Annotated in this window: 12 protein-coding genes; 10 read left to right on the top strand and 2 right to left on the bottom strand. The window is 51.1% G+C overall.

Going from position 1 to position 16,261, the window contains the following annotated elements; translation table 11 throughout:
* Position 1: 1 nt before the first annotated feature.
* The 8 genes from ACO0LI_RS21955 to ACO0LI_RS21920 all read left to right on the top strand — a co-directional run bounded on the left by ACO0LI_RS21955 (position 2) and on the right by ACO0LI_RS21920 (position 10,470).
* Positions 2 to 481: a DoxX family protein gene (locus ACO0LI_RS21955; protein ID WP_423035253.1), complete on the top strand. Its 480-nt coding sequence runs from the start codon at positions 2 to 4 to the stop codon at positions 479 to 481.
* A gap of 209 nt (positions 482 to 690) precedes the next feature.
* A complete protein-coding gene (locus ACO0LI_RS21950) occupies positions 691 to 1,872 on the top strand; it encodes an efflux RND transporter periplasmic adaptor subunit (RefSeq protein ID WP_423035251.1) in 1,182 nt (393 codons plus the stop codon).
* A gap of 3 nt (positions 1,873 to 1,875) precedes the next feature.
* On the top strand, positions 1,876 to 5,028 hold the full coding sequence (locus tag ACO0LI_RS21945; RefSeq protein WP_423035249.1) for an efflux RND transporter permease subunit: 3,153 nt from the start codon (positions 1,876 to 1,878) through the stop codon (positions 5,026 to 5,028).
* A 313-nt stretch (positions 5,029 to 5,341) separates the two neighbouring features.
* Complete coding sequence (locus tag ACO0LI_RS21940; RefSeq protein WP_423035247.1) at positions 5,342 to 6,868, top strand: alpha/beta hydrolase; 1,527 nt, start codon at positions 5,342 to 5,344, stop codon at positions 6,866 to 6,868.
* 14 nt (positions 6,869 to 6,882) lie between these two features.
* Entirely contained in the window at positions 6,883 to 7,557 is a 675-nt protein-coding gene (locus tag ACO0LI_RS21935; RefSeq protein WP_422950573.1) for an OmpW/AlkL family protein, read from the top strand.
* Positions 7,558 to 7,810: 253 nt separating this feature from the next.
* Entirely contained in the window at positions 7,811 to 8,419 is a 609-nt protein-coding gene (locus ACO0LI_RS21930; RefSeq protein WP_423035245.1) for a TetR/AcrR family transcriptional regulator, read from the top strand.
* A gap of 119 nt (positions 8,420 to 8,538) precedes the next feature.
* A complete protein-coding gene (locus ACO0LI_RS21925; RefSeq protein ID WP_423035243.1) occupies positions 8,539 to 9,348 on the top strand; it encodes an oxidoreductase in 810 nt (269 codons plus the stop codon).
* Positions 9,349 to 9,468: 120 nt separating this feature from the next.
* Positions 9,469 to 10,470, top strand: a complete 1,002-nt coding sequence (locus ACO0LI_RS21920) for an NADP-dependent oxidoreductase (protein WP_423035329.1) — start codon at positions 9,469 to 9,471, stop codon at positions 10,468 to 10,470.
* A gap of 222 nt (positions 10,471 to 10,692) precedes the next feature.
* Here the strand turns inward: ACO0LI_RS21920 and ACO0LI_RS21915 are convergent, their stop codons facing one another.
* Positions 10,693 to 12,249: a transglycosylase SLT domain-containing protein gene (locus tag ACO0LI_RS21915; RefSeq protein WP_423035241.1), complete on the bottom strand. Its 1,557-nt coding sequence runs from the start codon at positions 12,247 to 12,249 to the stop codon at positions 10,693 to 10,695.
* Positions 12,250 to 12,616: 367 nt separating this feature from the next.
* On the opposite strand from ACO0LI_RS21915, the gene ACO0LI_RS21910 reads away from it, so the two are divergent.
* The gene (locus ACO0LI_RS21910) at positions 12,617 to 14,281 is read left to right on the top strand and encodes an amidohydrolase (protein ID WP_423035239.1); all 1,665 of its coding nucleotides are present in this window, start codon (positions 12,617 to 12,619) and stop codon (positions 14,279 to 14,281) included.
* Positions 14,282 to 14,329: 48 nt separating this feature from the next.
* On the opposite strand, the gene ACO0LI_RS21905 is transcribed toward ACO0LI_RS21910, so the two are convergent.
* Positions 14,330 to 15,550 carry an MFS transporter gene (locus ACO0LI_RS21905; protein ID WP_423035237.1) on the bottom strand — a complete coding sequence of 407 codons (1,221 nt, stop codon included), beginning with the start codon at positions 15,548 to 15,550 and terminating at the stop codon, positions 14,330 to 14,332.
* A gap of 112 nt (positions 15,551 to 15,662) precedes the next feature.
* On the opposite strand from ACO0LI_RS21905, the gene ACO0LI_RS21900 reads away from it, so the two are divergent.
* Positions 15,663 to 16,238, top strand: coding sequence for a TetR/AcrR family transcriptional regulator (locus ACO0LI_RS21900; RefSeq protein ID WP_423035235.1), 576 nt, complete (start codon positions 15,663 to 15,665; stop codon positions 16,236 to 16,238).
* Positions 16,239 to 16,261: the final 23 nt, after the last annotated feature.

Below are 16,261 nucleotides of genomic sequence, written 5' to 3'. Positions count from 1 at the left end.
TATGTATAACACCCTGCAATACTTTCATCGCCTGAGCACCCGTTTTGATGACAAGCTCAATGTCTGGGGCGGCTCAGCCCTCTGTCTGGCACTCCGGCTATATGTGGGCTGGCAGTTTTTCAAGGCAGGTCAGGTGAAAATAGCGGACTGGCAATCTACCCTGTCCTTGTTCCGTGAAGAATACATGGTTCCCATCATACCGCCTGAACTGGCAGCCTGGATGGGGGCGGGTGGGGAGTTGGTTTTGCCTGTCTTGCTGGTACTGGGTATATTTTCCCGCCCGGCAGCACTGGCTTTGTTTGCCGTTAATCTAATGGCAGTGATTTCCTACCCGCAGTTGTTTGAACTGGAATGTCCAGCGGCAATCAATTCTCACTTTTATTGGGGAATCTTGTTATTGGTACTGGTCAGCTTTGGACCCGGCAAGTTGTCTTTGGATGCCTGGCTGGATAAAGGCAAGTCTGCGAATACTGCAAGTTAAGTTTGCAAATCACGCCACGAAATCAAAGCCAAATCAAAACCAAATCAGAGCCCACTAAGCCGGGCTCTTTTTTTTGGTCAATTTTGCACTATTTTTTGTACTATTATTGGATGAACTTATCCTCTATGTATTAGTCAAATCGCTAAACAAAGTCTGGCCTGCCTGGCGGCAGAGCGGATATAGCGCAAATACACTGGAATATCTTCATCATGCAAAACAAATTTCGCTTTCGTAATGCCCAGGGTCAGATTCAATGGCGTACTCCCGTCATGACCGTTGTTGCACTGGCAATTTGCAGTGGTCTCTGGATGTTCTATTCCAGCAAAATGACTGCGCAAGCCAGTACCAATGAAAAAAAACAGGCCGACAAGGAAGTGGTGTATGAATTGGCGGCTGCAGATATCGCCAGCGCAGAACTCAAAGAATTGACAACGCAATTGCCCATTTCTGGTTCGCTGGTGCCTGACAGCCAGGTCACCGTGCGTGCCAAGGTGATTGCTGAAGTTGCCGATGCTTCCCTACAAGAGGGCATGGCAGTACAAAAAGGCCAGATCATTGCCCGCTTTACCGCTGCCGACTTGCATGCGCGCCTGACAACGCAAGAAGCTGCAGTGGATGAAGCCCAAGCCAGGCTGGCGCTGGCGCAAAAGAACCGGCTGTCCAACGAAACCTTGTTGAAACAAAACTATATTTCACAAAATGCCTACGACACTACCCACAATGGGCTGGAGCTGGCACAGGCCAGCCTGAAGTCGGCATTGTCGCAAAAGCAGGTGGCACAACTGGCGCTGGCAGACACGCAAGTCCGTTCGCCGCTGGATGGTTACATCAGCAAGCGCCATGTGCAGGCAGGTGAAAAAGTATCACCAGATACTGCCCTGTACAGCATCGTCAATCTCAGCCACATGACGCTGGAAGCGCAAGTACCCGCAAGTGAAATCCCCCGGGTCAGGACAGGGCAAAAAGTCGCGTTCCAGGTCGATGGTTTTGGCAAGCGCGAATTCGTCGGCAAAGTAGCGCGCATCAACCCAGCGACAGAAACAGGCTCACGTTCCATGATGGTATACATCGCCGTCGATAATGCAGACGCAGCATTGCGGGGTGGCATGTTCGCCAAGGGCAATCTTGTGCTGGAAAAATCAGCACCAGCCACGACCGTGCCGCTGACAGCCGTGCGCCAGGTTAATGGTGCTGATGTGGTCTATCAAATCATTAATGATCAGGTGAAAATGCAAACCGTCAAACTGGGTTTGCGCAGTGAAGACGAAGGCAAAGTGCAAATAGTGCAGGGGCTGGATGCCGGTGCCGTGCTGATTTCTTCCCGTCTTGATGGTGTCAAATCCGGTAGCAAGGTGAAGATGCCCAAGCCCGTTCCAGCATCGAAGGTCTGAGCCATGTGGATGACCAAAGTCAGTATACAAAACCCGGTGTTTGCCACCATGGTCATGATAGGCCTGATGGTGCTCGGTATCTTTTCATACAGGGGTCTGGGCCTGGAAAACATGCCCAATGTTGAGTCGCCCGGTGTCTGGATGGAAGTGCTTTACCCGGGCGCTTCGCCAGAAATTGTTGAGAATGACATTACCAAACCGGTAGAAAATGTCGTCAATACCATCAGTGGCGTCAAGCGCATCATGGCCAGTTCGTATGAGGGCAGGGCTGGCATCTGGATAGAGTTCCAGTTGTCGGTCAATGGCGACAAGGTCTTGCAGGAAGTGCGCGACAAAGTGGCCCAGATACGCCCTGGCTTCCCGCGTGATGTGAAAGACCCTTTCATCGTCAAGGGCGGTGATGGTAATGGCCGCCCGGTCGTGCAAATGGCGATCAGTTCTGGTGAGCGCAGCTTGCGTGATTTGTCGAATATAACTGACCAGATCATCGTCAAGAAATTGCAAAGCGTGCCAGGTGTGGGCAGGGTCGATGTGCGTGGTGCTGTCGTGCGCCAGGTGCAGGTCAAGCTTTTGCCTGACCGCATGGCAGCAAACCATATAGGCGTCAATGAAGTATTGGCTGCGATACAAAGCACCAATCAAAACATGCCGGCAGGTTTGATCACGCGTGGTTCGCAAGATCAACTGGTCAGGCTGGAAGCCAAGATAGCGGACACCCGTGGCTTCAATAAAGTCATCGTCGCCCGCCGTGCTGGCGCACCTGTCTATCTGGAGCAGATTGCAGAAGTGCAGGATGGTGAGAAGGAAGAATATTCCATCTCACGCGTGAATGGACAAAGGTCCGTTGCGGTCGCGATCAGCCGCATACAGGATGCCAATATTGTTGAGGTAGGCGATGGCATTATGGAGGCGATTGCCGATCTCAAGACGCGCCTGCCCAAAGACGTGCAAATGACCATCAGCGAAAACAATGCTGACTTTGTCAGGCATTCCCTCGACGGCGTCAAAGAAACCATACTCGAAGGTGCGGGTCTGACGGTGTTGATTGTTTTCCTGTTCCTGCATTCCTGGCGCAGTACCATCATCACTGGCCTGACCCTGCCTATCTCGGTGATTGCGACTTTTATTGCACTCAAGGCCTTTGGCTTTACCCTGAATTTTTTGACCATGATGGCGCTGTCACTCTGCATAGGTTTGCTGATTGATGATGCGATAGTCGTGCGGGAAAACATAGTCCGACACCTGGGCATGGGTAAGGGGCACAAGCAGGCGGCAGAAGATGGCACCAATGAAATTGGCCTGGCGGTCATGGCGACTACCTTTGCCATCGTCGCCGTGTTCGTGCCCGTGGCTTTCATGCAGGGCATGATAGGCAAGTTCTTTTTCCAGTTCGGCATTACCGTGACCGTGGCCGTGCTGGTATCGCTGTTTGTCAGTTTTACGCTAGACCCCATGTTGTCATCAGTATGGCGTGATCCTGAGCAAGACCGTTTCAAACGTCTGCCATGGCTGGCCAAATTCATGAATGCCATAGAACATGGCATAGAAAAACTGCACGTCATTTATGGCAAGTTGCTGCAACTGGTTTTGCGCAAACGTAAAACCACCTTGCTGCTGGCGACTTCTTTATTTGCAGGCAGTTTTTTTCTGGTGCCCATGATAGGTACTGAATTTGTACCTGAGGCAGATGAAGGCCAGATCACGATCAATCTGAAAACTCCGGTCGGCTCCAGTCTGCAATATACCGACGATAAAACTCACCAGGTTGAGGCTGTTTTGAAGGAAATGAAGGACATCCAGACTATCAACACCTCAGTCGGTATTGAGAATGAAAGAAATACTGCACAAATCAATATGAAGCTCAGTGAAAAGCGCATCAGCCATCGCAAATCACAAAAGCAGATGGAGATGCAAATACGTGAGCGTCTGAAAAGCATACCCGGCATAGAAATGGCAGTAGGTTTCGACAAGCCTATCTATGTTGCGATACTCGGCCCCGATGCGGACAAGTTGCAGGACGTTATCGATAGTGTCATGAAAAAAATGGCGGGCATCAAAGGTATTGCCGATCTGGAGAGCAGCCTGACAGGCGCTAACCCTACTGTCCTGGTGAAGGTCAATAATGAGCTGGCAAACGACCTGGGCTTGTCAGTGCAGCAGATAGGCGCCGCACTACGCCCCTTTGTTGCGGGCGACACGCTGGGCCAATGGCTGGCGCCGGATGGCCAGAATTATGAAATCAATGTGCAATTGCCCAAATCAGGCAGGCAAAAAATTTCTGACCTGGGTGACCTGTCGCTCGCGAGTAGCAAGATCGATGCAAACGGCAAACCCATGATGGTGCCTTTGCGTCAGGTGGTGCAATTTATTCCCAGTACCAGCCCGCGCGTCATCAAGCGTCAGGACTTGCAACGCCGGGCAGCGATCTATGCCAACGTCGAAGGCCGTCCAGCCGGTGACGTAGGTGCTGAAGTGCAAAAACTGGTGAAGACCATAGAGCTGCCGCCAGGCTACCGCTTTGATATCGGTGGGCAGACCAGGGAAATGCAAGAGTCTTTCCAGGCTGCCGTGGCAGCGCTGGGTATCGCGGTGATCTTTATTTACCTGATTCTGGCTTCGCAATTCGGCAGCTTCCTGCAACCACTGGCGATCATGACGGCCTTGCCGTTTTCATTGATCGGTGTGTTGCTGGCTTTGCTGATTACTGGCAGCACCCTGAATATTTTCTCCATCATCGGCTTCATCATGCTCATGGGCCTGGTGACCAAGAATGCGATCTTGCTGGTTGATTTTATCAACCAGGCGCAAAAGCAAGGCATGAGCCAGTTTGATGCCGTGTTGGCTGCCGGGCAGGTGCGCTTGCGCCCCATCATGATGACAACGCTGGCGATGATATTTGGTATGCTGCCCATGGCCATGGGGATTAGCGATGGTGCAGAAACCCAGGCGCCAATGGGCCGGGCAGTGATAGGCGGCATCATTACATCGACGCTGCTGACTTTGCTGGTAGTGCCTATCGCCTATACTTATCTGGATAATCTCGGCAAAAAGGCGAAAGCTTATTTTGCTTATCGTGAACCAGCGCTTGAACCAGCACGTGAACCAGCACGTGAACCAGCACCAGTGACCGCAGCTGTGCCCGTGGTGCAGGATTAAAGCAAAAAAATTCTATCTTGAAGCAGGCATTTGCGTATCGAAAAAGGTATACTTGCCGCCCGGAAAAAGAGAAGCCTGCGAGATCTCTTTTTCACTGATTTTTTAAGAGTGTTGTATTTGCCCCGCATGGAAAATCTTTGGGGCAAGTTCAGGCTAAATTTTTAAGAGTGTTTACTCTAGATGTGAAATTTTCGCTATTCACCAAATTGCGTAAATGACATACTGTTTGCTAAGTTTTAGAACGCTCGTTCCATTTTATGTGGTACTGGTTAAATCTACTGACTTGCAAAAAAATACTTAACAGGAGACAACAATGCGTCAAACTCACATAGCACTGGGTCTGCTTTCTGCTGCCGTTTTAACGGCTTGCGGTGGCGGCGGTAGTGCTGGTCCAGTCATCGATAACACACCTGCCCGCGGCACTCTGGTCGCTAACCCACCTGTACTGGTGCCTATTCCTCAGGCAAGTGGCCCGGCATTGACCAAGCTTGATCCGGTCGTTTTCAAAGCTTCTCTGGATGCTGCCAAACCAGGTTTGACACAAATCACTGGTGCTCCCAAGTGCGAAATCAGCACTTACTACATGAAATACACCACAGTCGGTGGCGCTAATGAAGCGACTGACGCAACTGGCGCCATCATGGTTCCATCTGGCAGCGATCCTGCATGTACAGGCCCACGCCCAGTTATTCTGTATGCCCACGGCACGACAGTAGAAAAATCCTTCAACATGGCCAACCTGCGTGACAACTCGGAAGCCATTTTGATGGCAGCCATGTATGCCGCACAAGGTTTTATCGTGGTTGCACCTAACTATGCTGGCTACGACACTTCTGCACTGACTTATCATCCTTACCTGAATGCTGAACAGCAAGCCAATGACATGGTTGATTCCCTGCGTGCTGCACGCAAGGCTTTCGCGACTATCGGCGCGCAGGATTCTGGCAAGCTGGTCATCAGTGGCTATTCTCAAGGTGGTCACGTTGCCATGGCAACGCAACGCGCGATGCAGACAACTTACGCATCCGAATTCAAGGTAAGCGCATTGGCTGGTATGTCCGGTCCGTATGCTATGTCCTTGCTGGGTGATGCCACTTTTGCTGGTAGCCCGAATGCAGGTGGCACGGTATTTATCCCGCTGATCACCACTAGCTGGCAAAAATCCTACGGTGGTTTGTATTCCAGCCCGAACGAAATCTATGAAGACAAATACGCTACCGGCATAGAAACACTGTTGCCAGGCGCATTGACTTTCAATGACCTGTTCACGACTGGTAAATTGCCAGCGTATGCGATGTTTGCCAAAGACTCTTTGCCAGGTCCATCATCTCCTGCATTTGCAGCCTTCTTTGGTGACGGTAACCTGGTGAAAACCAGCTATCGCAATACCTATCTGGCTGATGCACAGAAAAATCCTTGCAACGTCAATCCTGCGGATCCTTTGAACTGTACTCCTGCCAATCCTTTCCGTAAGGCTGGCGTAAAAAACGACTTGCGTAACTATGTACCTAACGTACCAGTGTTCCTGTGCGGTGGTAACGGCGATCCTACCGTGTTCTTCGCAAGCACACAGGCAACAGCAGGCTTCTTCCAGGCTAAAGGCTTGCCAGCAGCAGCGCTGACAGTATTGGACGTCGATTCTTCCCCAACCAGCGCAGCTGATCCATTTGCTGCAGCTAAAGTTGGCTTTGCACAAAGCAAGCAGGCAGCAATCAATGCTGCGATTGCTGCCAAAGTAGATCCAACGACAGCAGTTGCCAGCCAGTACCACGGTACTCTGGTGCCACCGTTCTGTAACGCTGTATCCCGCGCGTTCTTCCAACAAGTTTTGGCTAAATAAGAAAGGACGACTCCATGAAAAAAATTCATTTCGCCGTCAGCGCACTGTTTGGTCTGGCTTGCGTTTCTTCTGCTCATGCCTATGAAAATTCTGTGCGTGCAGGTGTTCTCAATGTTCAGGTGCATTCTGAATCACCGGACTTTACCAGCAATGGCCCGGCATTTCTGACACCACAGCCAGCAGGCCTGGTCGTCCAGAATGCAACTACGGTCGTATTTGGTTACACCCGCCGTATCAATGATCATCTGGATTTTGATTTCGTTGCTGGTATCCCGCCTGAGCATGAAGTGACAGGTCGTGGCACGTTGGCACCTTATGGTGTGATTTCCAAGGTCAAACAACGCGCACCTACTTTCTTCCTCAATTACAATTTTGGCGCACCGACTGATGCATTCCGTCCGTTCGTTGGTCTTGGTTTGAATTACACGCAGTTCTTTGATGCCAAATCAACTGCTGTAGGTAATATCGCTACTGGCGGGCCAACAAAAATTGAATTGAAAGATTCCGTTGGTTTGGCGGGGCAGGTAGGTGTCAATTACCATTTCAATGACCGCTGGTTTGTCAGTGCTTCTATTGCAGCTGCCAAAGTCAAATCCGATATGACAGCAACGACAGGCAGTATCGAGCGCAAAACCTCGATCGATTTCCGCCCCGTTGTATTCGGTGTTGCTCTGGGTTACAGTTTCTGATCAGATACTGATAACTTAATTTGCTTGGTTTGACAGAGGGTTCCAGCGAAAGCTGGAGCCCTTTTTTTGTATGTCATTGATAAGCAGTTATAAGCAGTTATTAGCAATTCTTCAAGCGTGATGCATCTGGCCTTGTCAATCTGATTGCTTGAGGTTGCTCTTCACCAGGCAAGTTGTGCAGGCTACCCACCTTCTGCGAGTTGATGCTCAGGCCTTTTTGAGAGCAGTTCAGCATCTTGTTCCAAAATGGTATATGATGACCATCATGGGAAATAATTCATCAAAACTAAAAGGCGCGAGTCGCAAAGAAATGACGCACGAGCGCATCGTTGAAGTTGCTGCGCGTGCAATACGGCGTAGTGGTTATGATGGCACTGGTGTCGCTGACCTCATGAAAGAAGCCGGTTTGACGCACGGCGGTTTTTATAGTCACTTTGCCTCACGCGAAGCATTGCTGGCAGAGGCTGCTGACAGGGCGGGAGCAGAAGCGGTGGCAGTTTCTGCCCGGATCGCTGCTGCCGTGCCACCGGAGCAGGCATTGCAGGCTCTGGTACAGGCTTATTTGTCGCAAGAGCATTTCGATAGTATAGAGACCGGCTGCCCTGTGAGCGCTCTGGGTTCCGAGATGCCCAGGCAGGCACCGGAGGTGCGGCGTGCGGCTACCCGTCGCATCAAGGAAATGATAGACGTAGTTGCACGCCAGTTGCCAGACTGGGGGCAGCCAGGTGCACACGAAAAGGCGCTGATGATGATTGCTACCATGGTCGGCACCATGCTGATGGCGCGGGCTGTTGATGACCCCAGGTTGTCTGAAAGCTTTCTTGCGGCCGCACGGGAAAAACTCATCCCCTCTGGAAATTAATTCCCGTCGATGTCCACGGGTTTTTTGTTTTTATAAAATATGATGATTATCATATTTTAATGTTAAATCTAAGCATTACCATTCATTAAATGCTTGCCCCATATAGATTGGAGAATATGATGAGTATCAAAATAGCACTCGTGACAGGCGCTTCGCAGGGTATAGGTGCAGCTACTGCCGAGAGACTGGTTAAAGCTGGTTACAAGGTTTACGGTACCAGCAGGCGCGGGGCAGCAAAAGGTGAGCGATCCTTTGAGATGCTGTCACTGGATGTGACCAGCGATGAGTCTGTGGCGACAGCTGTCAGTGAAGTCGTGCGTTTGAGCGGACGTATAGACTTGCTTGTCAATAATGCCGGAATAGGCATAGCTCCTGCCGGGGCAGAAGAGGTCTCGATCGCGCAGGCACAGGCAATTTTCGATACCAATTTTTTCGGGCTACTGCGGGTAACGCAGGCAGTCGTGCCGCACATGCGACGCCAGGGGGTGGGTCGCATTATTAACATAGGCTCGGTACTGGGTTTTTTGCCCATGCCTTATGGAGCTTTGTACGCTGCGACCAAGCATGCGGTCGAAGCTTACTCCGAATCCCTGGACCATGAACTGCGCACCAGAGGTATTCGCGTCACAGTGATAGAGCCTGCATACACCAGGACCGCATTCGACGCGAACATGCTGGAGCCCGACACCAAGATGGAGGAGTATCGTGAAATTCGCGCTACAGTGAATAAGAGAATTAAAGAAGTAATGGAAACAGCTGAGGGACCCGGGGTCGTGGCGGAGGCTGTATTGAGGGCTGCCAGTGTGCAGCATCCCAAATTGCGTTACACCGCAGGCAATCTGGCGAAACGCTTGCGCTTGCTGCGCACATTTGCACCGGACGGCATGATGGATGCAGGGATACGGAAAGATCTGAGGCTAGAAGCATAGTTGCGGTTTTTATGTCTTGTTTCTTGCGCAGGAATTGCATGAAGCTGCCAGATCACATCAACAGTTAGCAAGCAGATTTTTCCCGATAATTATTGTAAACAAATTGGAGGCACAATCATGATGAAGGCTGTCATTGTCGATCGCTACCAAAAAAAGAGTGCGCTGCGAATTGGCCAGATGCCAGTTCCTGAGACAGGGGAAAATGAAGTCCTGGTGCAGGTTCATGCAGCAGCAGTCAACCTGCTGGATGCGAAGATACGGGATGGTGAATTTAAGCTCATCCTGCCTTATCGCTTGCCACTCATCCTGGGTCATGATGTTGCCGGAGTCGTCGTTAAAGTGGGTTCCAAAGTGCGGCAGTTCAAGCTGGGTGATGAGGTTTACGCCAGGCCAGATGACTTCAGGATCGGCGCCTTTGCAGAATTTATCGCTATCAAGGAAGATTCGCTGGCGATGAAGCCGGCATCACTGAGCATGGAAGAAGCTGCATCCATCCCGCTGGTAGGTTTGACGGCATGGCAGGCGCTGGTTGAAAAAGCCAATGTGAAACCAGGGCAAAAGGTATTCATCCAGGCTGGTTCAGGTGGCGTAGGGACATTTGCAATTCAATTGGCGAAACACCTTGGAGCATTCGTCGCCACCACAACCAGTGCTGCGAATATTGATCTGGTGAAAAGCTTGGGCGCAGATGTCGTGATCGATTACAGGAAAGACGATTTCGAAAAAATCTTGCACGATTACGATGTGGTATTGAATAGCCAGGATGCAAAGACGCTGGAAAAATCATTGCAGATACTAAAACCTGGTGGGAAACTCATTTCAATTTCCGGGCCGCCAGATGTAGCGTTTGCAGAAGAAATTGGTGCTCCCTGGTTCGTGAAATTAATCATGCGCCTGCTAAGCTTTGGTGTGCGGAGAAAATCTGGATGGCGCGATATAAGTTACTCTTTCCTGTTCATGAGAGCGCATGGCAGGCAATTGCGTGAAATTACTACTCTCATCGATGCCGGGGCAATACGTCCAGTCATAGACAAGGTTTTTCCATTTGAAGCCAGTAATGAAGCGGTGGCTTATGTCGAAAGTGGACGGGCAAAAGGCAAGGTTGTCATCAAGATTCTATAGGTTGTGCAAGAGCTGATTGCAGGTGGTGCAAAGTATGGTGCTGGCTATTACTGGCACTTGCAGCCAGATCTACTTGCCTGCGATATTGTATGGAAGTCTGTAGAAATGAGCAGCCCCCACATTCACATGTGAGGGCTGCTCATTTTACGTTGGAAATATCAGCTTGAACTGCTCACCCGATTTGGGTGAGCCTGTTCGGGCGACCCTATCCAGGGGACCTGATTAACTATGTTTTTTCTTGCCCAGTTTCAGGTTGGCAAGCAAAGTCTTGCCATGACGTGCAGGTGCTGCTGTGTGATGGGTGACTTTAGGTGTTGGTGCAGTGCGGCGGCTACCTGCTGCTGCCAGCAAATTGGTCTGGTTGACTTGAGTGACGATAGGAGTCTGTATGTGCAGAGTCTGGCCGTGGGCGACATTTTCACGTTTCAGGTGATTCCAGGTCTTCAATTCTGCAACGCTGACGCGGAAGCGTTTGGCGATTGCGGCCAGATTGTCGTGCTTGCTGACCTTGTAACTGACTTGACGGGTAGAAGTTTTTTCTATGACCAGTTGCGCTTTTTCTGCAATTTCCAGCGAGATATCATTGTCTGGCGCCTTGGTTGACTTTGGTACCAACAAGGTCGAGCCCGCCCTGACCATCATTTTTGCGGGAATGAAATTCACTTCGCGCACTACTTCCGGCTTGAGCCCGAGTTTGCTTGCCAGCGCTTCTACACGTTCGGTTTTTTGTACGGTGTGAGCAGACCAACTCGACAATGGACCTTGCCATTTGTTCAGATTTTCTTTGAACAGGGCAGCATTATCCGTAGGCAGCAAAATTTTTGTGCCTGTACCACCTGTAATAACAGGGCGGCTGAATTGCGGGTTCAGTGCGGTAAATTCATCGAGTGGCAGCTCTGCCAGTTGGGCAGCAACGCGCACGTCGATATCGCGGGTTTTTTCAACCGAGACAAAGTAGGGCTGATTATCAAGCTTGGGCAGCGCCAGATTGAATTGCTCAGGATGGCCAATGATGTTTTTAACTGCCTGCAGTTTTGGCAGGTAATTTTTAGTCTCATTTGGCATATGCACCGACAGGCTCTGGAAGTCTATCGGCAAGCCTTGCGCCTGCTGTTTCTTGATGGCACGTTGCACCGAGCCTTCGCCCCAGTTATAGGCTGCCAGCGCTAGTTGCCAGTCGCCGAACATGCCATACAGTTTTTCCAGGTAATTCAGGGCGGCATCGGTAGAGTCGACGACGCCGCGCCTGTCATCCTTGAACATGGTTTGCTTTAGGTTGAAGTCACGGCCTGTCGCTGCCATGAACTGCCACATGCCGGTTGCTTTGGCAGTGGAAATGGCTTGAGGATTAAAAGCGGATTCTATGAAGGGCAGCAGGGCCAGCTCAGTGGGCATGCCGCGTTTTTCCAGCTCTTCGACCACATGATACAGATAGCGTGAACCACGCTGTACAGTACGCAAGATATATTCAGTACGGGTGCCATACCAGGCCAGTTGATTGGTGACCAACTGGTTTTCAAGATCAGGGATGGCGTAACCGGCACGTACCCGTTCCCATAAATCTGCGGCTTTGTCATCTATGGGAATGACGGCTGCTTCAGGAGGCAATTCCTGCGGAATGACTGGATTGGTGGCGGCTTGTACTGCGTTGGTGGTTTCTGGTGCTGATACCAGCGAGAAAACCGGGGGGATTGCATCTGCAAGACATATTTGTGGAGCCAGGCCAGCTAACAGAGCGGCGGTCAATATGCTTGGAGAGTGTAGTCGGAATCGTTTCATAGGCAATGAATTGTCTAATCGACCATAGTCGACGTGGATTGCAGAATCGTGTGAGTGTACGCAAGTGCGGTTTGCAGCGTCAAGAAAAATGTCAGCTGAATGACATGTTTTACATCTGTTACATGGGGGCTCCTTCAGATTTTACTTTTTCCTCAGTGAAAAATCTGTAATTCCCATCTAATGTCGCTTTACATGCATCTATATATCTTTAATTCCGTTTTTTATCGCAATTTTACTGGCGCTGATTTCCAGTTTTACTTTATATGACAAGGAAATATAGGGAGGACGTTAAAACCCTTTTTGCCAAAGAATATTGAAATACAATACACATCCTCATCGACGTATCTATTCAATCTGGACGTGGTCTATGCAAAGCACATTGAAACCCTTGATATTGGCAATCGCCAGCATGAGCGCAGGTCTGGCAGCGGCCGACACGATTATCGATAACGTCCGGGGCTACACTCTGAATCAAGAGGGAAAGCTGCAGCACTTTGAGTCGCTGGCTTTTGATGATGCGGGCAAAGTAATTGGAATTGGTAAGGCTAAAGAGCTGGTCACTAGATTACCCAAGGCCAGGCATATCGATGGCGGTGGTAAAACCTTGTTGCCAGGTATGATAGATGCACATGGTCATGTATTGAGTCTGGGGGCAAGCCAGATGCAACTCAGTTTGCGTGCTACTGCCAATCTGGCAGAAGCGCAAAAGGCGATTGCTGATTATGCAAGCCGCTTTCCTTTGAACCAGTGGATCATGGGTGGCGAGTGGAATCAGGCGAACTGGAAGCTGGGCCGCTTTCCCACCGCGCAAGAGATAGATGCAGTCGTCAAAGACCGCCCGGTATGGTTGTCACGGGTAGATGGTCATGCCGGTTGGGCCAATAGCAAAGCCTTGCAACTGGCAGGTATTACAGAAAATACCCCTGACCCTGCTGGTGGCAAGATAGAAAAAGATGCCCAGGGCAAGCCTAGTGGCATCCTCGTTGATGCCGCGATGCGTCTGGTCGACAAGGTAGTGCCGGCAGCATCGAATGCCGAGCAAAGAGCGGCCCTGGACCTGGCTTTGCAGGAGCTGGCCAAGGTCGGTGTTACCAGTGTGCATGATGCGGGTGTTTCAGAATCTGCCGACAAATTATTCCGGGAATATGCAGATCAGGGCAAATTGACGACGCGCATCTATGGCATGGTGCGTGGCACCGATGGTTTTTTCGACAAAGTTTCGCAGCAAGGTCCTTTGCTGACCTATGGGCGTGACTTTTACTCTCTGCGTGCGGTAAAACTGTTTGCTGATGGCGCACTCGGCAGCCGTGGCGCGGCCTTGATGGCGCCGTATTCAGATGCACCGCATACCCATGGTCTGCTGTTCAAGACTGCTGACGAGATGTACGCGATGATAGAAAAAGCCGCTAGCAAAGGTTATCAGGTGAATGTGCATGCGATAGGCGATGCCGGTAACCGCCAGATACTGGATGGCTTTGCCCGCTTGCCAGCATCAGCATCTGCCAGCCTGCGTCACCGCATAGAGCATGCCCAGGTCGTCGCTTTGGATGATATTCCACGCTTCAAGCAACTGAGTATCTTGCCTTCCATGCAACCCACCCATGCGACATCTGATATGAATATGGCTGAGGACAGGGTAGGGTCTGAGCGCATCAAGGGCGCTTATGCCTGGCGCAGCTTCTTGCAGCAGGGTTCACGTATAGCCTGTGGTTCTGATTTCCCTATAGAATCGCCCAATCCATTCTGGGGTGTGCATGCAGCGGTTACGCGTCAGGACATGGCAGGCAAACCTGCGCAAGGCTGGTACGCCAACCAAGCAATGACGGTGCAGGAAGCCTTACGCTGCTTTACTGTTGATGCTGCCTACGCCGCGCACCAGGAAAATACGCTGGGCACGCTGGAGGCAGGCAAGTGGGCAGACTTTATCCTTATCGATCAGGATATGTTGAACATGCCTGCCACCGATATTTACAAGATCAAGGTCTTGCAAACCTGGGTGGCAGGCAAGCAGGTTTATTCAGCTACTAAATAAACTAAGTAAACTAAATAAGGCCTGCTTTCATGATGGCTGCAGTGCGGTTCAAGCCGCCTGCAGTCGCAATTGTTTTTCCTGTATGGGCAAATGTATCAGGGCTGCGCCCACTGCCAGCGTGATATCGATATACCATAGCAAATTGAAGTTGCCATTTGCCTCCAGCACTTTCCCGCCCAGCCAGACACCGAGGAATCCACCGATCTGATGCGTCAGCATGACGATGCCAAACAGGCTGGCCATATTGGCAGGTCCAAACAACTTGGCAACCAGGCCAGCAGTCGGCGGCACAGTGGACAAGAAAGTCAGCCCCATCACTGCAGCAAACACCAGTACAACGGCACCAGTTTTAGGTGCCAGCAAAAACAGGATGACGGCCAGTGCGCGTGTTGCATACAACAATGACAGCAGTGACTTCATGCGCCACTTGCCAACTGCCCAGCCCATGGAAATGCTGCCTATGATGTTGAACAGGCCCAGCATGGCCAGCGCCCAGCCACCAAACTCTGCAGGTAAGCCACACAGGCTGATCACGCCCGGCAAATGGGTGGCAAGAAAAGCCACATGGAAGCCGCACACAAAAAAGCCTGCCGCCAGCATCAGGTAGCTGGGGTTTTTCAGGGCGATGGAGATGGCTTGGGATGTGCTGACAGGCGCTTGCCCGGTACTGGCAGCTTGCACAGGTTTACCGCGCAACAGATAGGCAGCGGGCAAGGCCAGCAAAACCAGAATGCCCATGATCTGCATGGCATTATTCCAGCCATACAAACCCATGAGCGTGATCGCGATTGGTGCCATCAAAAACTGGCCAAAAGAGCCACCAGCATTCACGATGCCAGTAGCAATACCACGCTTTTCTGCCGGGATCATGCGGGTGGCAGTCGCCATCAGCACCGCTGGCCCGGCCATACCTGCGCCACCTGCCGCCAGCATGCCTATGGCAAAGATCAGGCCCGCCGTTGTTGTCATCAGCGGCGTGATGAAAGTGCCCACGGCCACCAGAATGATACCTACGCACAAGACACGGCCAGCACCCATTTTGTCAGCAAAGGCCCCCGCAAATGGCTGCGTCAGGCCCCACCACAATTGCCCAAAGGCGAAAGCCAGGCTGATATTGCCTACACCCAGACCAGTGGCAGTATTCATGGGGCTTAAAAACAGCCCCATGCTTTGTCTTGCGCCCATGGTCAGGGCAAAGGTGCCAGCAGTGCCAAGTAATACCAGCCAGATGGCAGGGTATCTGTTCAATAGATTGTTCCTGGTATCCATATCGTTTTTCGTGAATGAAAGGGCGGACTTAATTTAAATGATGATCATCATGATTGTATATATTACGTTTATAATCTATGATGTCAAGAGAAATTATTAATGGAGTAGTGCCATGAAAGTCAGCAGAGAGCAGGCTAATGAAAACCGTCAGCGCATCCTTGATGTAGCTTCGCAGCTATTCCGCGAGCGTGGCTATGACGGTGTCAGTGTGGTTGATCTGATGAAGGGGGCAGGGTTGACCCATGGTGGTTTTTATGGAAACTTTTCTTCCAAAGAAGACCTGATTGCACAAACCTGTGCATTGAGCCTGGGGCGCTCAGCAGAGCGTTGGAAGAAGTGGCAGACAGAATCCCCGGACACTGCCTTGTCACGCATTGCCAATGATTACTTGTCTCCTGCGCACAGGGACAAGCCGGGCAGGGGCTGTGCCTTGGCGGCTCTGGGGTCAGACATGGCCAGGCAAAACGACACTGTGCGCAAAGTTGCAGACAAAGGCGCGCAGGACTTGATGGCGGTGCTGACGGATTTGCTGCCTGGTGACACGAAAGAAAAAAGAGAGGACAAGGCCATGCTGGCTTTAGCCAGTATGGTGGGCGCGGTAGTGCTGGCGCGTGTGGCAAAAGATGAGGGATTTTCCCAGCGTATTTTGCAGGCGGTTGCCACTAGCCTGGAACACACATCTGTCTAATCTATATAATCTACAGGGGAGGG

It is taken from the genome of Undibacterium sp. Tian12W (genome assembly GCF_049339405.1).
In the GTDB taxonomy this organism is placed as follows: Bacteria; Pseudomonadota; Gammaproteobacteria; order Burkholderiales; family Burkholderiaceae_D; genus Undibacterium.
The sequence above is the reverse complement of the archived record's forward strand: the minus strand, read 5'-3'. Positions and strand labels throughout refer to the sequence as shown.